The 21476-nt window shown below is 59.6% G+C and carries 27 protein-coding genes and 1 pseudogene; 23 read left to right on the top strand and 5 right to left on the bottom strand.

Going from position 1 to position 21476, the window contains the following annotated elements:
• Window positions 1-182 (top strand): hypothetical protein (locus tag OP500_RS10015; protein ID WP_443135148.1); only part of this gene is annotated, 182 nt, incomplete at its 5' end.
• Between the two features lie 59 nt (window positions 183-241).
• Here OP500_RS10015 and OP500_RS10020 read toward each other — a convergent pair.
• Entirely contained in the window at window positions 242-607 is a 366-nt protein-coding gene (locus OP500_RS10020; RefSeq protein ID WP_238745953.1) for a hypothetical protein, read from the bottom strand.
• Between OP500_RS10020 and lptB the strand changes: the two genes are divergently transcribed.
• From lptB to dtd, 4 genes are all read left to right on the top strand, one after another.
• Complete coding sequence (lptB, locus tag OP500_RS10025; RefSeq protein ID WP_238745940.1) at window positions 516-1253, top strand: LPS export ABC transporter ATP-binding protein; 738 nt, start codon at window positions 516-518, stop codon at window positions 1251-1253. The two genes, OP500_RS10020 and lptB, sit on opposite strands and share 92 nt — an antisense overlap.
• Before the next feature lie 14 nt (window positions 1254-1267).
• Entirely contained in the window at window positions 1268-2626 is a 1359-nt protein-coding gene (gene rpoN, locus OP500_RS10030) for an RNA polymerase factor sigma-54 (protein ID WP_274070851.1), read from the top strand.
• Window positions 2627-2677: 51 nt separating this feature from the next.
• Window positions 2678-2971, top strand: coding sequence for a ribosome hibernation-promoting factor, HPF/YfiA family (gene hpf, locus OP500_RS10035; protein WP_274070852.1), 294 nt, complete (start codon window positions 2678-2680; stop codon window positions 2969-2971).
• 79 nt (window positions 2972-3050) lie between these two features.
• Window positions 3051-3485, top strand: coding sequence for a D-aminoacyl-tRNA deacylase (gene dtd, locus OP500_RS10040; protein ID WP_238745934.1), 435 nt, complete (start codon window positions 3051-3053; stop codon window positions 3483-3485).
• A 210-nt stretch (window positions 3486-3695) separates the two neighbouring features.
• On the opposite strand, the gene bioD is transcribed toward dtd, so the two are convergent.
• Window positions 3696-4346 carry a dethiobiotin synthase gene (gene bioD / locus OP500_RS10045; protein WP_238745933.1) on the bottom strand — a complete coding sequence of 217 codons (651 nt, stop codon included), beginning with the start codon at window positions 4344-4346 and terminating at the stop codon, window positions 3696-3698.
• Between the two features lie 150 nt (window positions 4347-4496).
• The gene (bioA, locus tag OP500_RS10050) at window positions 4497-5807 is read right to left on the bottom strand and encodes an adenosylmethionine--8-amino-7-oxononanoate transaminase (protein ID WP_238745932.1); all 1311 of its coding nucleotides are present in this window, start codon (window positions 5805-5807) and stop codon (window positions 4497-4499) included.
• A gap of 156 nt (window positions 5808-5963) precedes the next feature.
• On the opposite strand from bioA, the gene OP500_RS10055 reads away from it, so the two are divergent.
• The 6 genes and pseudogenes from OP500_RS10055 (at window position 5964) to OP500_RS10080 (ending at window position 11640) form a co-directional block, all read left to right on the top strand.
• Window positions 5964-6440: an LPS-assembly lipoprotein LptE gene (locus OP500_RS10055; RefSeq protein WP_274070853.1), complete on the top strand. Its 477-nt coding sequence runs from the start codon at window positions 5964-5966 to the stop codon at window positions 6438-6440.
• A gap of 8 nt (window positions 6441-6448) precedes the next feature.
• Window positions 6449-7441 (top strand): DNA polymerase III subunit delta, encoded by a 993-nt coding sequence (gene holA / locus OP500_RS10060; RefSeq protein WP_274070854.1) that lies wholly within the window; start codon window positions 6449-6451, stop codon window positions 7439-7441.
• Between the two features lie 48 nt (window positions 7442-7489).
• Window positions 7490-7909 carry an NfeD family protein gene (locus tag OP500_RS10065; RefSeq protein ID WP_238745927.1) on the top strand — a complete coding sequence of 140 codons (420 nt, stop codon included), beginning with the start codon at window positions 7490-7492 and terminating at the stop codon, window positions 7907-7909.
• Between the two features lie 359 nt (window positions 7910-8268).
• The gene (gene lon, locus OP500_RS10070; RefSeq protein ID WP_274070855.1) at window positions 8269-10716 is read left to right on the top strand and encodes an endopeptidase La; all 2448 of its coding nucleotides are present in this window, start codon (window positions 8269-8271) and stop codon (window positions 10714-10716) included.
• Window positions 10717-10878: 162 nt separating this feature from the next.
• Window positions 10879-11226: pseudogene (locus OP500_RS10075) on the top strand (HU family DNA-binding protein); the annotation flags it as partial.
• A gap of 75 nt (window positions 11227-11301) precedes the next feature.
• Window positions 11302-11640, top strand: coding sequence for a P-II family nitrogen regulator (locus tag OP500_RS10080; protein WP_238745921.1), 339 nt, complete (start codon window positions 11302-11304; stop codon window positions 11638-11640).
• A 518-nt stretch (window positions 11641-12158) separates the two neighbouring features.
• Here the strand turns inward: OP500_RS10080 and OP500_RS10085 are convergent.
• Window positions 12159-13172, bottom strand: coding sequence for a phage portal protein (locus OP500_RS10085; protein WP_274070856.1), 1014 nt, complete (start codon window positions 13170-13172; stop codon window positions 12159-12161).
• 46 nt (window positions 13173-13218) lie between these two features.
• A complete protein-coding gene (locus OP500_RS10090) occupies window positions 13219-15045 on the bottom strand; it encodes a terminase large subunit domain-containing protein (protein WP_443135149.1) in 1827 nt (608 codons plus the stop codon).
• 147 nt (window positions 15046-15192) lie between these two features.
• Here OP500_RS10090 and OP500_RS10095 point away from each other — a divergent pair, with 147 nt between their 5' ends.
• From OP500_RS10095 to OP500_RS10150, 12 genes are all read left to right on the top strand, one after another.
• A complete protein-coding gene (locus OP500_RS10095; protein ID WP_274070857.1) occupies window positions 15193-16026 on the top strand; it encodes a GPO family capsid scaffolding protein in 834 nt (277 codons plus the stop codon).
• 42 nt (window positions 16027-16068) lie between these two features.
• Entirely contained in the window at window positions 16069-17115 is a 1047-nt protein-coding gene (locus OP500_RS10100) for a phage major capsid protein, P2 family (protein ID WP_274070858.1), read from the top strand.
• Window positions 17116-17171: 56 nt separating this feature from the next.
• On the top strand, window positions 17172-17819 hold the full coding sequence (gene gpM, locus OP500_RS10105; RefSeq protein WP_274070859.1) for a phage terminase small subunit: 648 nt from the start codon (window positions 17172-17174) through the stop codon (window positions 17817-17819).
• Between the two features lie 131 nt (window positions 17820-17950).
• Window positions 17951-18418: a head completion/stabilization protein gene (locus OP500_RS10110; RefSeq protein WP_274070860.1), complete on the top strand. Its 468-nt coding sequence runs from the start codon at window positions 17951-17953 to the stop codon at window positions 18416-18418.
• Window positions 18415-18624, top strand: a complete 210-nt coding sequence (locus OP500_RS10115; protein ID WP_274070861.1) for a tail protein X — start codon at window positions 18415-18417, stop codon at window positions 18622-18624. The genes OP500_RS10110 and OP500_RS10115 overlap by 4 nt, the downstream gene beginning before the upstream one ends.
• A gap of 7 nt (window positions 18625-18631) precedes the next feature.
• Window positions 18632-18997 carry a putative holin gene (locus OP500_RS10120; protein WP_274070862.1) on the top strand — a complete coding sequence of 122 codons (366 nt, stop codon included), beginning with the start codon at window positions 18632-18634 and terminating at the stop codon, window positions 18995-18997.
• Entirely contained in the window at window positions 18994-19341 is a 348-nt protein-coding gene (locus OP500_RS10125; RefSeq protein WP_274070863.1) for a phage holin family protein, read from the top strand. Before OP500_RS10120 ends, OP500_RS10125 begins: the two co-directional genes overlap by 4 nt.
• Window positions 19342-19376: 35 nt before the next feature.
• A complete protein-coding gene (locus OP500_RS10130; RefSeq protein ID WP_274070864.1) occupies window positions 19377-20186 on the top strand; it encodes an N-acetylmuramidase family protein in 810 nt (269 codons plus the stop codon).
• An 11-nt stretch (window positions 20187-20197) separates the two neighbouring features.
• On the top strand, window positions 20198-20554 hold the full coding sequence (locus OP500_RS10135) for a hypothetical protein (protein ID WP_274070865.1): 357 nt from the start codon (window positions 20198-20200) through the stop codon (window positions 20552-20554).
• A complete protein-coding gene (gene lysC, locus OP500_RS10140) occupies window positions 20551-20820 on the top strand; it encodes an Rz1-like lysis system protein LysC (protein ID WP_238745901.1) in 270 nt (89 codons plus the stop codon). The genes OP500_RS10135 and lysC overlap by 4 nt, the downstream gene beginning before the upstream one ends.
• Window positions 20817-21050: a TraR/DksA C4-type zinc finger protein gene (locus OP500_RS10145; RefSeq protein WP_238745899.1), complete on the top strand. Its 234-nt coding sequence runs from the start codon at window positions 20817-20819 to the stop codon at window positions 21048-21050. Before lysC ends, OP500_RS10145 begins: the two co-directional genes overlap by 4 nt.
• Window positions 21022-21459 carry a phage tail protein gene (locus OP500_RS10150; RefSeq protein ID WP_274070866.1) on the top strand — a complete coding sequence of 146 codons (438 nt, stop codon included), beginning with the start codon at window positions 21022-21024 and terminating at the stop codon, window positions 21457-21459. Before OP500_RS10145 ends, OP500_RS10150 begins: the two co-directional genes overlap by 29 nt.
• The last annotated feature ends 17 nt before the right edge of the window (window positions 21460-21476 follow it).

A 21476-nucleotide genomic window follows, 5' to 3' on the forward strand; every position in this document is an offset into this window, starting at 1 on the left:
GCCTGAAACGGAACATGGGCAACCTGTTTGTGTTTGAAGAGCATCCCGATTTGAGCATCCCAAACACCACCAATCTGCTTGATGGCGCATTTGCCGGATTAAAGCGGCATTTGGAGTGCCATCACGGCATGAGTAAGGCTAACAAGATAAAGTTTATTCAGGATTATTTCTCTGAAAAATAAATTTTCAGCAGTAAATTTGTTACTTAGTGCCCCGTTTCTCAGATTGAGCAGTAAATTTGTTACTTATGCCTGTTTTTCAGGCTGCTTTTGGTTGCCGTTGTGGCAAATCCGCCCTTTGCACCGCACACGGGCGGTGGGGTTTTTTCAGGCTGCTTGCCAACTCTTTCCTTTTGATTCAAATAACTAGAACAAAATCCTGCCGTTTTGCGTTTCAGACTGCCTGAAAACGGCGGCGACGCGGTTTTGGAAGGCGCGGATATTGTCGGTATAATTTCCTCATCCCTGCCGCCGCCCTGTTGGCGGCTCTGCGCCATCTTGCTTCCAGTAAACTTTATGACTTCATCTTCCCCTTCCGTTTTGCACGTTGCCGGTTTGCAGAAATCGTTTAAAAAACGCCGCGTGGTCAAAGATTTTTCTTTGGACATCGCCAGCGGCGAAGTGGTCGGCCTGCTCGGCCCCAACGGCGCGGGCAAAACCACCAGTTTTTACATGATTGTCGGCCTGATTGCCGCCGATGCCGGCAGCATCACGCTCGACGGCGTCGAGCTGCGCCACCGCCCGATTTACGAGCGCGCCCGCGCCGGTATCGGCTATCTGCCGCAGGAAGCGTCGATTTTCCGCAAGATGACGGTGGAGCAGAACATCCGCGCCATTTTGGAAATCAATCTGAAAGACAAGGCCGAAATCGACCGCCGTCTGGAAAAGCTGCTTGAAGACCTCAACATCGGCCGCCTGCGCGCCAGTCCGGCGCCCGCGCTCTCGGGCGGCGAGCGGCGGCGGGTGGAAATCGCCCGCGTGCTGGCGATGCAGCCGCGCTTTATCCTGCTGGACGAACCCTTTGCCGGCGTCGATCCGATTGCGGTGATCGACATCCAGAAAATCATCGCCTTTTTGAAAGAGCGCGGTATCGGCGTGCTGATTACCGACCACAACGTGCGCGAAACCCTACGCATCTGCGACCGTGCCTACATCATCAGCGAAGGCACGGTGCTCGCCTCGGGCAAACCGGAAGAACTGGTGGCCGACGAGCAGGTGCGCGCGGTGTATTTGGGCGAAAACTTCGATTACTGAAGCCGTTTGAAACCATGAGCGAAAACAACTTCCAACTCAAGCTGAAACAAAGCCAGCAGCTCAACCAGAGCATGCAGCAGTCTTTGCGCGTGCTGCAGATGTCGAGCCAGGAAATCGAGCGCGAAGTGGAAGACTGGCTGCTGGACAATCCGCTGCTGGAAAAGGTCGAGAGCGACGGCGAGAGCGAGCTGCCCTACGAGCCGCCGCTGGTATCGGCGGCGGTGTCGCAGCGCAATGTGAGTTTGGAAGACAGCGAAAGCGCCTGGGAAAATCTGGCCGACGAAGAAGACCTCTACGCCTATCTGCACAAGCAGGTGAGCGAGCATCCGCTCACGCAGCTGGAAGCGGCGCATGTGCATGTGCTGATCGATTTTCTCGACGAAAAAGGCTATCTGACCGAAAGCATCGAAGAAATCGTCGACAACACGCCTTTGGAATGGATGCTCAGCGAAGAAGATCTGGAAATCGCGCTCGAGCACCTGCGTAATTTCGACCCGCCCGGCATCGCCACCGAAAACCTGCAGCAGTCGCTGCTGCACCAGCTCTCCCGCCTGCCGATTACGCTGGCGCGCCGCTGCGCCTCGCATATCGTTATGCACCATTTGGACAAGCTCACGCCCAACCAGCCCAAAAACGTCATCCGCCTGGGCAAGCTGCTGCCCGAGTTCAGCGACAGCGTGCTCAAAGCCGCGCTCAAAATGATCACCGGCCTGAATCCTTATCCCGCCTACGGCTTTTCCAGCGGCGAACCGGTGTCCTACGTCAGCCCCGATATTTTCGTCCATAACGACGGCAAAGGCTGGCAGGCGTTCAGCAACCGCGAATCGGGCCCGCAAATCCGCATCAACCAGGAATTGTCCGACGCGCTTGCCGACAGCGACGGCATCGACAGCGCCTGGCGCGAAAAAATCATCGGTGCCAAGCAGAAAATCGACATGCTCGCCCAGCGCAAAAACACCGTGCTGCGCGTGGCCGAATACATCGTCGAGCGCCAGCAGGACTTTTTCCAGTTCGGCGAAATCGCGCTGGCGCCGATGCTGCTCAAAGAATGCGCCCAGCATCTGAATCTCGCCGAAAGCACCATTTCCCGCGCCGTCAGCAACAAATATTTGGCTTGCCCGCAGGGGCTGTTTGCGTTACGCTATTTCTTCAGCCACGCAGTCAGCGGCGACACCAAAGAAGGCCTGAGCGCCAACGCCATCAAATCCGTTATCAGCCAGCTTGTCGATAACGAAGACAAACGCAAACCCTACTCCGACTGCATGCTGCACAAGTTCCTCCACCAGCAGGGCATCGACATTGCCCGCCGCACCGTGGCCAAATACCGCGAACAATTGGGCATCCCGCCCGTGCAACACCGCCGACACAGTTGATTTCCCTCTGCCCTTTCAGGCAGCCTTCAACCCCGTATAGGAGTGAGCATCATGAATCTGAAAATCACCGGTTTGAACTTCGACGTTACCGAAGCCGTGCGAAACCGAGTTGCAGACAAATTGGAGCGTATCCAGCGCCACAGCGACGGCATCATTTCCGCCACCGTTACGCTGTCGCAGGAAAAAAACGGCCACAAAGCCGCCGCCCAGCTCCATTTGTCCGGCAAAGACCTTCATGTGGAAGCGCAGGAACCGGAAAACATGTACGCCGCCATTGACGTTTTGGCCGACAAACTCGACCGCGCCGTTCTCCAATACAAAGAGAAAAGCCGCAACGTAAGATAAACGCCCCCAAAGGCAGCCTGAAACGCTTTTCAGGCTGCCTTTTGCATTGCCATCTTTTTACCTAACACGAAAGAAAACCATGATTGCCCTTATCCAACGCGTAGCCCGTGCCAAAGTCGAAACCGGCGGCCAAACCGTCGGCGAAATCGGCCGCGGCCTGCTGGTTTTGCTCGGCGTCGAGCGCGGCGACGACGATGCGCGCTGCGACAAACTGCTCGACAAAGTGCTGAACTACCGCGTGTTCTCGGATGCAGACGGCAAAATGAACCTCAACGTCTGCCAGGCCGGCGGCAGCCTGCTGGTGGTTTCCCAGTTCACCCTCGCCGCCGACACTGCCAAAGGCCTGCGCCCGAGCTTTTCGTCCGCCGCCGAACCGCAGAGCGCCGAGCACCTCTATCAGCGCTTTCACCACCGCGCCGCCGAGCGCCTGCCCACCGCTACCGGCCGCTTCGGTGCCGAAATGCAGGTCAGCCTGCAAAACGACGGGCCGGTAACTTTCTGGCTGCAGGTCTGATTTTCAGGCTGCCTTGCCCGCAATGGCAGCCTGAAAGGCTTGGGAGCGCTTTTCAGGCTGCCTGCCGCCACGGTCTTTACGCTTCGGACAGCAGCCGCACTTTCCATTCCAACCGTCTCCGCTTTTCAAACACCCGCACGCCAAAGCAGCCTGAAAGCACCAACTGGGCTTTCAGGCTGCTTTTTGCCGCGCGCTTTTCAGGCTGCCGCATCAGTTGCCGATGCGTTCCAGCACCGACCATTCGGCCTGCGGGAAATGCCGGCGCAGGTAGTCGCGCAGATAGCGTTCGGTTTCGGCGGTGATGGCGGCATCGGTCTCGGGGTAGCGGTTGAAAATCAGGCGCTGCACCGGCAGGCCGGCGCTGCGGGCGGCGTGCAGGCTGAGCAGGGTGTGGTTGATGCTGCCGAGCCGGCCGTTGCTGACCAGCACCAGCGGGTAGCCGCGCTCGGCGGCAAAGTCGAGCAGAGTCAGGTTGCGGGTGAGCGGCACCATCAGGCCGCCGGCGCCTTCGAGCAGGATGGTGTCGTAGTCTTTCAGCATATGGGCGGTGGCGGCGTCGATGCGGACGGGGCTGATTTCGCGGCCTTCGCGTTCGGCGGCCAGATGCGGCGAGCAGGGGTAGGAAAAAACGTAGGGGCAGCTGGCGCCGCTGTGGTCGTGGCGGGTGAGCCCCTGGTTTTGCAGCAGGCGGTGGACGAGTATGTCTTCGGCGATGCCGCTGCAGCCGGTCTGCACCACTTTCTGGGTGCTGACGCGCCGCCCCTGCGCCGCCAGTTCGCGGGCGTAAATGCCGGTGGCGACGGTTTTGCCGACGCCGGTGTCGATGCCGCTGACAAAATAAACGCTTGGCTTGGGATTCATATTCGGGATTCCGTTTTCAGGCTGCTTTCGCCCTTTCAGGCTGCCTGAAAAAAAGCAGTCTGAAAAGATGGGGAAGCAATCAACAAAGGGATAGCAGGCGTTTTTCAGGCTGCTTGGTGTTGGGGCAGCCTGAAAACGCTGCGGATATTTTCAGGCTGCCGGCGTCCACTCTTCGCCGTATTCTTCGGCAACCGCCGCCAGCGTCTGGCGGACGAGAAACTGCAATTCGTCGGCGGAAATCACAAAGGGCGGCATCAGGTAAACCATATTGCCGAAGGGGCGCACCCACACGCCTTTATCGACCAGCCGCGGCTGCAGGGTGGCGGTTGGCACCGGCGCGTGCATTTCCAGCACGCCGATGGCGCCGAGCACGCGCACTTCGCGCACGCAGCGCCAGCCGGCGGCGGCGGCCAGCCCGTCGCGCATCATGCTTTCGATTTGCGCCACCCGCTCTTGCCACGGGCTTTCGCGCAGCATGGCCAGGCTTTCGGCGGCCACCGCGCAGGCTAACGGGTTGGCCATAAAGGTGGGGCCGTGCATCAGCCAGGGATGGTCGCTCTCGTCGATGGCTTGGGCGATGCGCTCGTGGCAGACGGCGGCGGCCAGCGTGAGATAGCCGCCGGTCAGCCCCTTGCCCAGGGTGATGATGTCGGGCACCACGCCGGCGTGTTCGAGCGCAAACATTTTGCCGCTACGGCCAAACCCGGTGGCGATTTCGTCGAATATCAGCGCCACGCCGTAATGGTCGCACAATTCGCGGGCGCGGCGCAGGTATTCGGGGTGGTAGAAATACATGCCGCCGGCGCCCTGCACGATGGGTTCGAGTATCAGGCCGGCGATTTCGTGGTGCTTTTGCGCCAGCAGATCGGCCAGCGGCGCGATGCTTTCAGGCTGCCATTCGCCGTGAAAGGGGCTGGCCGGCTGCGGCAGGAAATACTGCAGCGGCAATCCGGCGGCAAACAGGCTGTGGATGCCGGTTTCCGGGCCGCACACCGACATCGCGTGCCAGGTGTCGCCATGATAGCCGGCGCGCACGGCGGCGAAGCGGCAGCGGCTTTCAGGCTGCCCGACGGCTCTTTGGTACTGCAGCGCCATTTTCATCGCCACTTCCACCGCCACCGAGCCGCTGTCGGTATAAAACACGCGGTTCAGCGGCGCGGGCAGGATGTCGAGCAGCGCCTGCGTCAGCCGCACCGCCGGTTCGTGGGTCAGGCCGCCAAACATCACATGGCTCATGTTTTCCAGCTGGGCGGCGGCAGCGCGGTTGAGCCGCGGATGGTTGTAGCCGTGCAGCGCCGCCCACCACGAAGACATGCCGTCGATCAGGCGGCGGCCGTCGGCCAATTCGAGCGTGCAGCCCTGCGCCCGCGCAACCGGATACACCGGCAGGCGGTTGGGGATGGTGGCATACGGGTGCCAGATGTGACGGCGGTCGATTTCCGCCAGCGTGTTCCAATCCATAATGTTCTCCGTTTCAGGCAGCCTGAAAGCCGCGCAATCGTGCTAACGTTTGTTAACGCATTCCAACCCAAACCAGCAATTATAGAGTCTTTCCGCTATAATACACACCGCCGCCGCTTTCGCGGCACAACCGGCGCCCGAGCGCCTGCAAAACTTATGACCATCAGAATTTTCGCTCTCTTTGCCGCGCTGCTTCTGGCCGCCTGCGGCTTCCAACCCAAAGGCCGCCTGCTGGGCGGTTCGCTGCCGGTACGCGCCTGGCATGTTGCCGGCAACTCGCTGCAGCAGCCGCTGGAAGACGCGCTGCGCCATGCCGATGCGCTGCCGGTTGCCGCCGCCCACGCGCAGGCGGATTTGGAAATCGTCAATATCGACAGCAAAAAAGACATCTACACCATCACCCGCGCCGCCAAGCTCAACGAATACCTGCTGTCGCTGAAAGTGTCGGCGCAGGCCTACCGCAACGGCCAGCCGTGGGGCGCGCCGATTGAAGTCGAAGTGCGCCGCACCCTGCCCTACGCCGACAGCATGGTGTTGGGCAAGCAGGAAGAAGAGCAGACCGTGTGGAAAGAAATGCAGGCCGATGCCGCCGAGCAGATTGTTTACCGCCTGCGCTTTCTGAGTGCCGAATAGGGGCAAGCATGGCATTTTCAGGCAGCCTGAACGCCCCTTTGAAGCCGCTTTACCTGCTGCACGGCGAAGAAGACCTGCTGCGCATCGAAGCGCTCGACGCCCTGCGTGCCGCCGCCCGCGAACAAGGCTATCTCAACCGCGAGCGCTACAGCAGCGAAGATTCGCAGTTCAACTGGAAAGACATTCTCGGCGCCGCCGCCAGCAGCGGGCTGTTTGCCGATTTGAAGCTGCTGGAAATTCACGTTCCCAACGGCAAGCCCGGCAAAAACGGCGGTGACGTGCTGCTGGAGCTGGCGCAAAACCCGCCGCCGGACACCCTTACCCTTGTCGTGATGCCCAAGCTCGAACGCAGCCAGCAGCAGAGCAAATGGTTCGCCGCGTTTGCCAAAAACGGCACGGTTTACGAAGCCAAGCCCGTCGGCGCCGCCGAGCTGCCCGCCTGGATACGCCGCCGCCTGAACGCGCGCGATCTGGATATCGACGGCGAAGCGCTGTCGCTGTTTGCTTCGCGCGTGGAAGGCAATCTGCTGGCGGCAGCGCAGGAAATCGACAAACTCGCCCTGCTCTACCCCAAAGGCCATCTGCTGACGCTGGCCGAAGCGGAAAACGCAGTGGCCAACGTCGCCCGTTTCGACGTTTTCCAGCTTTCATCGGCCTGGATGCGCGGCGACATCCGCCGCAGCGCCCAACTGCTCGAAGGCCTGCAGGCCGAAGGCGAAGAGCCGGTTTTGCTGCTGTGGTCGCTCAGCGAAGACATCCGCACCCTGATCCGGCTCTCGGCCGCGCTCAAGCAGGGGCGCAGCGTGCAGAGCGTGCGCAACGAATTGCGCCTGTGGGGCGACAAACAGCACAGCGCCCCGCCTGCCGCCGCCCGCATCAGCCCCGCCCGCCTTACCGCCGCGCTGCAGGAATGCGCCCGCATCGACCGCCAGATCAAAGGCGCCGAAGACGGCGACGCTTGGGACGGAATCAAGCGGCTGATTACCCGTTTGGCAGCCTGAAAACCGTTTTCAGGCTGCCCTTACCATGATTTAACAAGGAACCCCATTATGGACAGAACCCGCATCTTTATCGTTTGGTTTGCCATGGCCGCCTTTATTGCCATGGTCGCCTACCTGCTCGGCGCCAGCTGGTATTGGGCGCTTTTAAGCGGCGTCGGCCTGGTTGCCGGCGCCGTCGGCGGCGCCACCGGCTTTATGTACTGGAAGCAGAAAAAACTGATCGACAGCGCCGCCCGTTTCAACATCGATCTCAAAGCCGGCAAAATCCACCCCGCCGACCTGCGCCGCATGTACTTCACCGGCGGCCAGGCGCGCAAAGACGCGGTTTTCATCGCCAGCAAAGCAATGAACTGCTCCGAACAGGAAGCCGAACGCCGCCTGAGCGAGCGCATCAGCAAACAGGCTGCCAATCAGGAAATGGCGCGCCAGAAAAACAAATCCAAACGCCGCAGCGGCCGCCCGCGCTAAGCACCGCAGCCCGTTGCCTTTCAGGCAGCCTGAAAAGCGTTTCAGGCTGCCTGAAGTTTTTTTGCCGACGGAAATGGAAATCCTTAAAATTAAAACCGAATCAAACCACCGCCGCCCTGTTGTTTTCAGGCTGCTTCAAACTATTTGTCCAGCTAAGAAAACCTGCCTGAAAGCTGCCGTATAAAGTATCCGAATCCCACATTTTCAGGCAGCCTGAAAACCCCCTAAACCGCAAAATACCATCTCCCCAAGCATCCCCGCTTGAAATCCGCCGCCTTCCGCCCTATTTAGGGCGAACCGCCGGCAGGGGCAAACGCTCTTTGCCGGCACCGAACAAACCCGAACATCACGAGACTCCGATGGCCTATACACCCCACACTCCGGAAACCCATTCCCTGCCCACCCTGCCGCTGCGCGACATGGTGGTTTACCCGCACATGGTGCTGCCGCTGTTTGTCGGCCGCGAAAAATCCGTGGCCGCGCTCAACGCCGCCATGGATGCCGACACGCCGGTGTTCCTGCTTGCCCAGCGCAACGGCAACGACGAAACGCCCAATCCCGATGATATGCACGCCACCGGCACCATCGCCAAAATCGTGCAGGTGCTGAAGCTGCCCGACGGCACGGTCAAAGTGCTGGTCGAAGGCATGTTCCGCGCCCGCGCCCTCAGCGTGTACGACAACGGCAGCCATTTCGAAAGCCAAATCCTGCCGGTGGCCGAAACCGAACACGCCGGCGCCGACAGCGAAGCGCTGCGCCGCACCCTGCTGGCGCAGTTCGACCAGTTCGCCAAGCTCAACAAACGCATTCCCGGCGAAGTGCTGTCGTCCATCCAGGAAATCAGCGACAACGGCCGCCTGGCCGACACCATCGCCGCCCATCTGCAGCTGAAACTCGAACAGCGCCAGCATCTTCTGGACACCGCCGACGCCACCGAGCGCATGGAATACCTACTCGGCCAGATCGAAGGCGAGCTGGACATCCTGCAAGTGGAAAAACGCATCCGCGGCAAAGTCAAACGCCAGATGGACAAATCCCAGCGCGAGTACTATCTGAACGAACAGATTAAGGCGATTCAGAAAGAGCTCGGCGAAGAAGACGAGCGCGGCGAGATGGAAGCACTGGAAAAACAGATCCGCGCCGCCGGCATGCCTAAGGAAGCGGAAGAAAAAGCGCTGTCCGAGTTTAAAAAGCTGAAAATGATGCCGGCGATGTCGGCCGAAGCCACCGTGGTGCGCAACTACATCGAAACGCTGGTCGAATTGCCGTGGAAAAAGAAAACCCGCGTCAGCAAAGACATCGCCAAGGCCGATTTGGTGCTGGATGCCGACCACTACGGGCTGGAAAAGGTCAAAGAGCGCATTTTGGAATATTTGGCCGTGCAAAAACGCACCGACAAAATCAAAGGCCCGATCCTGTGTCTGGTCGGTCCGCCCGGGGTCGGTAAGACTTCGCTGGGCGAGTCCATCGCCAAAGCCACCGGCCGCAAATACGTGCGCATGGCGCTGGGCGGCGTGCGCGACGAGAGCGAAATCCGCGGCCACCGCCGCACCTACATCGGCTCGATGCCCGGCAAAATCATGCAGAGCATGGTTAAAGCCGGCGTGAAAAACCCGCTGTTTCTGCTCGACGAGATCGACAAACTCGGCAACGATTTTCGCGGCGACCCCGCTGCGGCGCTGTTGGAAGTGCTCGATCCCGAGCAAAACAGCAAATTCGCCGATCACTTCATCGAAGTCGATTACGATCTGAGCGACGTGATGTTCATCGCCACGTCCAACAGCCTGAACATCCCGCCCGCCCTGCTCGACCGCATGGAAATCATCCGTCTTTCCGGCTACACCGAAGACGAAAAAGTCAGCATCGCCATGCAGTATCTGGTACCCAAACAGATGCAGCGCAACGGCGTGAAAGAAGGCGAGCTCAAAGTGGAAGAAAGCGCGGTGCGCGACATCGTGCGCTACTACACCCGTGAAGCCGGTGTGCGCTCGCTCGACCGCGAAATCGCCAAAATCTGCCGCAAAGCCGTGATCCAAACCGAACGCAAAGGCAGCCTGAAAACCGGCTCGCGCAGCAAAAAAGCGCAAACCATCACCGTTAGCGCCGCCAATCTGCACGATTTTCTCGGCGTGCGCCGTTTCGACTACGGCGTTTCCGCCAGCGAAAACCGCATCGGCCAAGTAACCGGCCTGGCGTGGACAGAAGTCGGCGGCGAACTCTTGACCATCGAAGCGGCCGCGCTCAAAGGCAAAGGCAACATCGTGCGCACCGGCAAACTGGGCGACGTGATGCAGGAATCGATCAGCGCCGCGTGGACGGTTGTGCGCTCCCGCGCCGAAAGTCTCGGCATCGCGCCCGACTTTTACGAGAAGCACGACATGCACGTCCATGTGCCCGAAGGCGCCACACCCAAAGACGGCCCCAGCGCCGGCATCGCCATGACGCTGGCGATGGTGTCCGCTCTGACCAACATCCCCGTGCGCGCCGACGTAGCCATGACCGGCGAAATCACCCTGCGCGGCGAAGTCCTGCCCATCGGCGGCTTGAAGGAAAAACTGCTGGCCGCCCTGCGCGGCGGCATCAAGCATGTGCTGATTCCCAAAGACAATGTGAAGGATTTGGAAGAAATCCCGCAAAACGTCAAAGAAGGGCTGGAAATCCATCCGGTGCAGTGGATAGACCAGGTCTTCGAGTGGGGTTTGGAACGCCAGCCCGAACCCTACCGCGCCGAAGGGCAGCCTGAAACGCCGGCCGCGCCTGTCACAGCCAAGAAGGCCAAGTCAAGCCCGAAAACGCGCCAGCACTGAAAAAACCGCGCCAGTGTTGCATAAAGCCTGCAGGCGGCTGGCAAAGCGGAAAAAAAGCCGCCGCCCTGCATTTATTGCTTGACACCGCAATTTGAGAATTGATATAACCCAGCGCAGTTTCAAAACGGTACCGGCAGCCCGCCAAAAAAGGGCGTCGGCACGCTTTTTCTCCATCTATCCTTACAGAAAGGGACTGATATGAACAAATCCGAATTGGTTGATGCCATCGCCCAGAAGGCTGGTTTGAGCAAAGCCGACGCCGGCAAAGCACTGGATGCCTTTACCGAAGTAGTGAAAGAAGCCCTGCACGGCGGCGACAGCATTTCGCTGGTCGGCTTCGGCGCTTTCAAAGTGGCCGAACGTGCAGCCCGCCAAGGCCTGAACCCCAAAACCAAAGAGCCGATCCAGATTCCGGCCGCCCGCGTGCCGAAATTTACCCCCGGCAAAGCGCTGAAAGACGCGCTCGCGCCCGCTGCCAAAAAAGCACCGGCCAAAAAAGGCAAAAAATAACCTGCCGCTTTCCCATCAGGCAGCCTGAAAACCTTTTCAGGCTGCCTGTGCATTTGAAACCAACCGTTTAGCGCCATGAAAAAAATCGAAGCCGTCATCAAACCCTTCAAACTCGACGATGTACGTGAAGCACTCACCGAAATCGGCATCACCGGCATGACCGTGAGCGAAGTCAAAGGTTTCGGCCGCCAGAAAGGCCACACCGAAGTCTATCGCGGTGCCGAATACGCCGTCGATTTCCTGCCCAAAGTCAAAATCGAGCTGGTGCTGGCCGACGATCTGGTCGAGCGGGCGGTGGAAACCATCATCGAAACCGCCCGTTCCGGCAAAATCGGCGACGGTAAAATCTTTATCCTGCCGGTAGAAGAAGTCATCCGCATCCGCACCGGCGAAACCGCGGAAGCCGCCGTATAAAGCCGGCTGCAGGCTCAAGCGCCGCCGTTTTTCAGGCTGCCCGGCCGCTGTTTGCGGCAGCCTGAAACGGCAAAAACCCGAAAAAGCGTTTGGGCATTTGCCGCTTTCACGATACAAGCAAATAAATGTAGTATTTGTACGGGATATAGTACAATTTTTGTTCCGCAATTATTAAGTTTTCTGCATTGGTTTTTGTTGAAAAATCAAGGGCAGAATTTTTTTTGTGGAACGCAAAACAAGGCGAAAAACAGGCTCGCAAGGTTTAGGAAAATATTGCGCGGTTTGGTTTGAAAACGAGTAATTTTTTAGAACCAAAAAACGGCCGCAAGCGCTTGCAATTCTACGGACGGTGCGGATTTTGCCCATGTATAAAAAAATGCGTTTTTATCTGCCATGCGCAGGCGGGAGGGAAGCCCGCGCGGCGTGCCTACAGCCATCCAGATCTGAAAATTTTTCTGTTGCCGCATGAGGGAGCACAAAAAAAACCGTCGGCAATTGCCGACGGCTCATATCTGACGCTACCGCCCCCCGCTTCCCCCGCCCGTTCCGGCGCCCCCCGCTTCTGCTGTCCCACTCTCGATCACATAACGGTCGAACGCAAACACTTCAAAGCCCAGCAGGTCGTTCACATCGAGAAAAGACTGCTGCAAGGGTGCCACTTCATTGGTGGCAAACACCCGCGCTGCCGTTTCCGCATCACCCAGGCCGCCGCCCGCCTTCGGCACAATTCCCATCAGCGACGGCGGCACCCGGTGCACCGCCAGCATATCTTCCGCCGACACCTGCTTAATGTTCAGGAACTCATCTTTGGCCGCCACTTCCGCAATCGGAATCAGCTTCAAGCCTTCGCCGTTGCCGTTGGGCGAGCGCAGCAGCACGTTTTTAAAATTGCCCGCTCCCTTAGCATTGCGCAACTGATTTTTCACATTCTCCCAGTCTTCTTCGTTGATATTTGCATCCGTCGCATACAGGATAAACCCTGCATGCGAGCCGTTGCGGTAGTAGCGCACGCGGAACTTCGTTGCCGCCGCATTCAATTCCACGCTGTCGATGGCCGCCAGATAATAGGGCAGACCATAGACTTCCTGCCGCAGATTCGGCTGCATGATGTGCACCATATCGTTGCCGCCAATTTTTTCCCAATCGTGCGCCCAGCCGTCGCGCAGATAAATGAAATCCCGCAGGTTGGCCGCGCGGCGCATATACAGTGCCAAACGGCTGCGCATCTCAATCGGCGCCCCCAAACGGTTGCGCACAATCTCAAGATAGCCGTTGCCCAGCACCAGATAGTTAAAGGCCAGCTTCTCAAACTCCGTGCGCGACAGCCACTTCGTCGGCCGGAACGTAACCTTTAAAATATTGATTTTGGCCTGTAGGGCGCTGGCATGATGCACCCCCTTGCCCAACAGCGACAGCACATCCGCCCACGACACCGGAGGCTCAAAATAGACCCCGTTGTTCACGCAGCCCAAAAAATCGAACAAACGGCGCTCGCCGTCCACATCTTCGAAACTAAATACATCGATATCCATAATAAACTCCAAGCAAAAGCGGCCGCCTGATTGCAGGCAGCCTAAATTAAAAAATCTCCACCGATCCGCGCGGCTGGCTGATACCGTCCAACGGTTCCTGATAAAACACCTGCATTGCCGCCCACGCCACATCCGCATGGCTGATTTCCCGCGATCGCGGGCTCTCGTAAGTAACATTGCGCCCGCTGGCCGTAACGACCGCCCGAATCGCCAAAAACGCCGCCGTAACGTCCTTAAAATCCGTATCCCACTGCACCCGCTTATCGCGCAGCAGCGACTGCATCTTGCCCACCATCAGCGCCTTTTCCGGCAGCGAATAGTTAATCCCCAGCACACGCGGAAAAAAGCCCTGCACCAATTGGAACACCGCCGCCCCCAGCCCCGTCTTATCAATCACGATTTTTTCCACCCGGTAGCGCGACAACATCCCCCGGACAAAATCCGCCTGCTCCTGAAAATCATTGCCCCGCAGCAGATGCCGCTCCAAAATACGGAACGCATCCCCGTTAAAGCGCGGCGGCAGCACCGCTACCAGCGCCGCAGAATCCCCCCCATCCGCCGGGTCGTAACCGATCCACACCGGCAAATCCCCCACCGGCCGCCGAGCCAGCGGCTTATAGAAATCCGCCCACACATCCCACGAACTCACCGTGCAGCGCATCAGCGAAGCCAAATCAAACACCCCGTCGCCCGTCTCCACAAACTCACACATAAACAGCTGGCGGAACTCCGAGGGCGAGTTCTCCCGCATCAGCTGCGCACGGTCAAACAGCGTGCAGCCCATTCTCTCCGCATCATCCAGCGTAACAATTTGCCGAAACTGCCCATCTTCACACAGCCGCCCCGGAGCCAGCGCCGCATGATCCACCGCAAACTTCACCTGCTCCGATACCGGCCGCCCTTCATTAAACTGCTCGCCCGACCAAAACGGATAAGCCGGATGCGACAGCGCCGAAGGCGTCGAAAAATAAGTAATCCGATACTGCTTTTGCGCCGCCATCGGCTTGGCCAGCCGCGTCAACTCCTTAAAGTCCGGAATCCAAAAATACTCGTCCACATACAAATCCCCGTGGCGCCCCTGCGCCGTACGGCTGTTCGTACCGAGAAAATACAGCGTCGCCCCATTGTTCAGGCGGATAGCATCCCCGCGCAGCTCCACCCCCACCATCTCGGCCAAGTCAATCATGTACTGCTTAAACTGAAATGCCTGCGCCCGAGATGCCGATAGAAAAATCTTGTTTTTCCCCGAAACCAGCGCATCCATCAGCGCTTCGCGCGCAAAGAAAAACGTCGCCCCGATTTGGCGCGATTTCAAAAGATTACGGAAACGCTCGCGGCACTCCAGCCAAAAGCGCTGATAGTCGAACATCTGCTCCCTAAAAATCTCCTGCACCCGTTTGACCTGCTCCGGAGAAAAACAGTTGTATTCCGTCTTGCGGTTAGACGGCACCCGCTCCCGCCGCTCCCTAGGCGCACGCGGCGGATGGTCGATATCCGGCACCCGATAATCCGCTGCCGCACCGTTCAGGCTGCCCTTTTCGTTTTCAGGCTGCCCCGTCTCGCGGGGAGAGCGCACACTGCCCGCCACCACATTCGACAGCTGGCGGATTTCCTTATAGTCCGCATCCGACTTTTTCGGCTGGTGCATCAGCTGGTGCAGCCGCATCTCCGCGCTTGCCTGCACCCGCTGTATCGGCGTACCGCCGTCCCAATTCTCCCGGCTTTTCCACGAATAAATCACGCCCGCCTTCATGCCCAGCGAGCGCGCAATATCCGAAATCCGCCAACCCTGCCAATACAACAACCGCGCCTGAATGCGCGGATCAAGATTACTGTTTAGCGCAGCCATCGCCGCAAACTCCAAAAAATTCACACAGCACGCAATCTAACCGCCTTTTCAGGCAGCCTGAAAGCCGCCCCGTCCTAAAAAATCCCCCCAAAATCCCCGCCGGTTTACCCAAAGCGCCCGACTTGCCAAGATTCCCGCATTTCCCGCAACCACGGACAAGGCACCCCCATCATGGGCAGCAAAACCCCTACTACCGACTGGCGCATCATCGGCGTATCCGGCGACACCATAGACGGCCGCACCATCGAAGCCGACACGCTCAAACAAATGGCCGAAAGCTACGACCCCGACGTTTACGGCGCCCGCATCAATCTCGAACACATGAATTTCCTGTTTCCCGAGTACGCAGGCGGCTACGGCGACGTAGTCGAACTCAAAGCCCAAGCATGGCACAAAGACCCCGAGAAAACCGCCCTGCTTGCCCGTTTCGCCGTCCAGCCCGCCCTGCAAAACCTGTGGCAGAGCGGCCAAAAAATCTATACCAGCATGGAAATCGCCGCCAACTTTGCCAACACCGGCAAAGCCTATCTCGTCGGCGTCGCCATTACCGACACCCCCGCCAGTCTCGGCACCACCGCCAACTACAGCCGCGCCCAAGCACTGGCCGGACAACAGGACACCACCTTTTCCCAATACCGACCCATCGAAGAAAGCACCGCCATGACCCCGACCGAAACCCCGCAGCAAACCGACGACACCCAAGCCAGGGCACAGACCGAACAAATCGCCGAAGGCATCTTCGCCCGCCTGCTTGCCCTGTTCAAAAAAAACGAACGGCCCCAGCCCGAAATCATCGTCGAAGAGCAGCCTGAAAAACCCACAGAAACGCAGACCGACTACCGCGCCGAATACCAAGCCGCCGCAGAGCTGGTTCAAAAGCTGGCCGCCAAAGTCGAAACCGTCGAAAAACAGTACAGCGAGCTGCTGCAAAAACTCGAAACCGAACCCGCCACACCCGAGCGCCAACCGCACACCGGCCACACCCCGCCCACTGTCGGCTGGTAAAGACAGCACCCCACACCAAACACACCCATCAAAGGAAAAACCATGACCCAGATGACCCGCATCGCCGCCGCAATGGCCGCCGTCTACAGCGCCGTCGCCCACGCCAACCACATCAGCGAAGCCCAAGTGCGCGAAGGTTTCGCCGTCGCCCCTGCCGCCGTCCAGCACATGTACGACGAAATCGCACTCGATTCCGAGTTCCTGCAAAAAATCAACCTGGTCGGAAAAACCGAAAAACTCGGTGAACTCATCGGCCTCTCTACCGGCCTGATCGGCAGCAACACCGATACCTCCGACGGCAGAAAAACCCGCAAGCCCAAATCCATCCACAGCCTGACCGGCCGCCGCTACACCTTGGAAAAAACCAACTTCGACGTATTCCTGCGCTACGACGAAATCGACCAATGGGCACACATCGCCGCCGACTTCCCCGCCCGCATCAACAAAAAAGTCGCCCAGTCCATCGCCATCAGCCTGATCACCATCGGCATGAACGGCAAAACCCGCGCCGCAGACAGCGACGCCCAAGCCAACCCCCTGCTGCAAGACGTTGCCAAAGGCTGGCTGCAAAAAATGCGCGAAGAAAACCCCACCCGCGTCTTAGGCTGGCAGACCGGACAAGTCGGCACCGCCAAAAAAGAAGTCGAATACGGTGCAGGTGCCGCCGACTACAAAAATCTCGACGCCGTAGTAACCGACGCCCTGAACGAACTGATGGACGAGCGCCACGCCGACCGCAACGACTTTGTCGTCATCGCCAACCGCCAAACCGTCGGCGACAAATACCTGCGCATCATCAACGCAGGCGGCGAAAAAGCCACCGAACTCGAAGCAGGCGGCCGCCTGAGCGAAAAACGCACACTCGGTGGCCTGCCCGTGCTGCACGTCCCCAACATGCCCAAAGACACCCTGCTGATCACCCCGCTCAAAAACCTGTCGATCTACTACCAAACCGGCGGCGAGCGGCGGCTCATCCGCGATGAACCCGAAGCCGACCGCATCGTCAGCTTCCAAAGCAAAAACATTGATTTCATCGTCGAAGAGTACGGCGCCGCCGCCCTGATCGAAAACTTGAAACACACCGCATAACGCAAAAAGGCAGCCTGAAAACCCTTCAGGCTGCCTTGTAAAGAAAGGACGAAGCCATGACCAGCCCCGCCCGCGCCCACCGCGAAGCACAAGCCGCCATCCAGTCACAGGATGCCGACCTGAGCGAAATGACCGAATACCGGCGCCTGCTCCAATCGCTGCAGGCCGATAAAGCCATCATCAAAGGCTTAAACGGCGTATCCGACAAAATCGCCGCCAAAACCGAAATGCTGCCGCGCTATGCCGAATGGCTCTCCGGCGTCATCGAAAGCGGCCAAGTGCAAAGCGACGACCGCATCACCCCCACCTGCCTGATTTGGCTGATCGATACCGGCCGCATCGACGAAGCCATGCCGCTGGCCGAAACTGCCATCCGCGCAGGAGTAGAGAGCAGCGACGAATACCAGCGAAGCCTGCCCGAAATCATCATCGAAGAAGCGGCAGAACGCATCGCCGCCGGGGCCGACGTCTCACCCGAACATCTCAACACACTGGTGGCGTGGGCATCCGGCAAAAACGAAAGCGGCCTGCACATCCTGAATATGGCCGACCAAATCCGCGCCAAGATGCTCAAAGCCGCAGGCGAGCGTGCCGAAGAAGCAGGCGATGTCGCCCTGGCACTGTCCCGCTACCGCGCCGCCGTCGCCTACAACGACAAAATCGGTGTCAAAAAACGTATCGCTGCCCTGGAAAAGGCAGCCTGAAAACTGCCGAAAAACAGTCTTCCCCGCCGTATGGCAGACGGCGGCCGGTCGGCAGGTATGCCCCCGGCTGCCGCACCGCCCGCGCCGCCGCACCTGCCATACCCTGACAAACCCGCCCAAAGGAAACCGCCATGCCGCTCCCGCAAAACGGCATCAGCTTTGCCGCCGCCCCCGGTATCCAACAGCCCGGACACCTGCGCCAAATCGACGGCGGCAGCTTTTGGCCGGACACCGACCTAGACCAAATGCGTCTCTCCTGCCGCATCGACAACACCGTCACCCCAGAACGCCTGTTTCAGGCCGCCGGCGAAGCCGTTGCCGAAACCCGCCGCCAGCTATCCGCACTGCCCCGCCGCCACAGCAGCCTGGCCGAAGTGCAAACGGCAGGGCAAACCGACCCCGCCGAGCGCTACCGTACCGCCGTTTACGCCTACACCAAAGCCCTGCTGCTCGAGCAGTACGCCGATTACGACGCTGCCGGCAAAGCAGGCACGCTGGCAGAAGCCAAAACCGCCCAAGCCCGCGCCGAGCGGCGCAACGGCCATTACGCCGTCGCCGACCTGCTCGGGCATTACCGCAACGACTGCGAGCTGGTATGAAAACAATCATCAGCAGCCAGGGCGACACCCTTTCGGCCATTGCCTACCGCCATTACGGCGAAAGCCGCGGCCAAGTAGAACGCATACTCGAAGCCAACCACTATTTGTGCGCCCAACCGGCCTTGTTGCCCGCAGGCATCGCCATCCGCCTGCCCGAAGCGCAGCCCAAACAAAAAACCATCCCCACTCTGAATCTATGGGACTGAACACACCATGACCGCCGCCGACAAAGAAACCACGCTGATCAACACCGCCGTCATCATCATCGGCAGCTACCACCTGCCCGCATCCGTCGCCGTCGGCGCCCTGGTCGGTAGCAGCCTGTTTATCCTAAGCCGCCAGGGCTACAGCGCCTTTTCCAAGGCATGGCTGTTTGCCATTTCCTATTTGAGCGGCCTGTTCGGCGGCAGCGGCGCCGCAGACATCGTCAACTGGTTTCTGCCCGAGCGCGCGCCGATTTCGCTCAACGAATTTACCGGCGCCGCCGTCGCATCCGCCTTTGTCGTCGTCTCCATCCAATACGCATACGCCCTGATCGACCGTTTCGGCGGCCATATGCCCCAAAAGGAGAAGCCATGACCCCAGCCCAATACACCGCCGTGCAGGTTTTGTCCGCCGCCGCCGCGCTGTCCATACTGTTTTTCGACAAACGCGGGCGCACCCACAAACCCGTGATTGCACTCACCGCCTATCTGATTTTCGTGCAAATGGCCGCGCTGTCCATCGCCGCCGTCGCCCGTGCCGAATGGCTGGTCGACTGGCTGCTGATACTCGGCCTTGCCGTCCACACCGGCAACCTGCTTTTGGCGCGCGGCAACGTCGGCAAAATCCACCCGCAGCCGCCCAAACCCGCCGCGCCGGGTACCACTACCCGCAGCAAACCCCGCATTCACCCGAAACCCGAACACAACAAGGCAGCCTGAAACTTTCAGGCTGCCCCAATCCAAGGAAAACCAAAATGCACATACTCAAATACGGCGCACGCGGCGCCGAAGTCGCCGAACTGCAAAGCGCGCTGAACCGCCACGGCGCCAACATCGCCGCCGACGGCCTGTTCGGCGAAGCCACCGAGCAGGCACTGATTCAGTTTCAGGCGGCCAACGGCCTGATGGCCGACGGCCGCTGCGGCGACGCCACCCGCGCCGCCCTGTCCGGCCGCCCCACCAAATCGCTCACCGAAGCAGACATCGCCCAAGCCGCCGCGCTGCTCGAAGTCGAACCCGCCGCCGTCAAGGCCGTTATCCAAGTGGAAAGCGCGGGCGCGGGCTATCTGAACGAACCGCAGCAGCGCGTCAAAATCCTATTCGAGCGCCACATCTTCGCCCGTCTGCTCAAAGAGCGCGACAGTACCGCCTATACCGCCGCCTGCAGCGAAGCGCCGCACATCTGCCAAAACGCCCCGGGCGGCTACAAAGGCGGTGTCGCCGAATATCCGCGCCTTGCCCGAGCCATGATGTACCACCACGAAGCCGCAATGGAATCCGCATCGTGGGGACTGTTCCAAATCATGGGCTTTAACTACAAGCAGGCCGGTTTTGACAGCATCCATACCTTTGTCGATGCCATGAAAGAAAGCGAAGGGCAGCAGCTGACTGCCTTTGCCCGCTTTGTCAAAGCCGACAAAGCCATGCACGCCGCCCTGAAAAAGCACGATTGGGCAGCCTTTGCCAAACGCTACAACGGCCCTGCCTACCAAAAAAACAACTACGACGCCAAGCTTGCCAACGCATACCGCCGCTATCAGGAGCTGGCGGATAAGGCAGCCTGAAAGGACGCACCATGTATCAGCTGATCAAAATCCTAAGCGCTCGACCGGCGCAAACCGCCATCGCCGCCGCCCTGCTGCTGGCCGTTGCCCTGATTGCCACCGCCTGCCATCAGGTACAGGCACGCCGTACCGCCGAAGACAGACTGGCACAAAGCCAAAGCGAGCTGCACAGCACACAAGCCGAGCTGGCCGCCGCCGAGCAGCGCGCCGCCGCCTACTTTGAAACCAATCAAGAGCTGGTGCGCCGTCTGGCCGCCGCCCGGTACGAAGCCGAAACCAGCCGCGAAGCATTGGCGCAGGCCAAAAGCAAACACCCGCAATGGGCCAACCAAGCCCTGCCCGAAGACATCAGAAAGGCAGTCAAATGAAACGATACGCCCTGATTGCCGCCGTACTGCTGGCCGCCTGCACCGCAAGGCAGCCTGAAAACCGTGCTGCCCGCAGCGCCCTGCTGCTGTGTCCCAACGTACCCGAATGCCGTGCGCCCGAGGCCGACATCCGCACCAACGGCGAGCTGGCCGACGCCTATCTCGCCACCGCTGCCGCGCTCGAGCAATGCCGCATTGCCCGCAACACCCTGCAACACTGCATCGACAGCCACAATGCAGGCAGCCTGAAAGGCCGCCGCCCGTGAGCCGCCAAATCGACCAAGCCTGCGAAATCGAAGAGCTGCACCGCCGATACGCGCTGGAAGCGCAGGCAGCCAAATCCGCCGCCGCATCCATCGTCTCCGCATGGTTTTGCGAAGAGTGCGGCGAAGCCATCCCCGAAGAGCGCCGCCTGGCCGTCCCCGGCTGCCGCTGCTGCACAGAATGCCAAGAAGAAATCGAACGCTATGGAAAAACCCGCATCGCTGCGCGCTGAAATCGAACGTGCCCTGCCCGAAATCGCCACCAACCCCGAAAAACTGGCGATGTTTGTTACTGACGGCCGCGTGCAGGCATACAAAAGCACCCTAAGCCACGAAACCGCCTACACCCTGACCGTCCTGATCGAAAACTACAGCGGCGGTCAGGACGAAGTGCGCGCCGTCATCATCAACTGGCTGCAAAAGCACCAGGCCGACATCCTGCACCCCGGCGCCAATGCCGACGGACGCTACACCTTTGAAGCCGACATCCTGCGCCACGATGCCGCCGACCTGCTCATCCAGCTGCAACTGACCGAGCGTACCCGTGCCATCCCCGGCAGCGACGGCCGCATCATCATCGACCACCCGAAAAACGCCGACCACAGCGACCTGCAGCGCGTACTCGGCCACAAAGTCCCCTAAACAAAGCAGCCTGAAAC

The sequence above is a fragment of the Kingella sp. SNUBH-2017 genome (assembly GCF_028680565.1).
GTDB lineage: Bacteria > Pseudomonadota > Gammaproteobacteria > Burkholderiales > Neisseriaceae > Kingella_D > Kingella_D pumchi.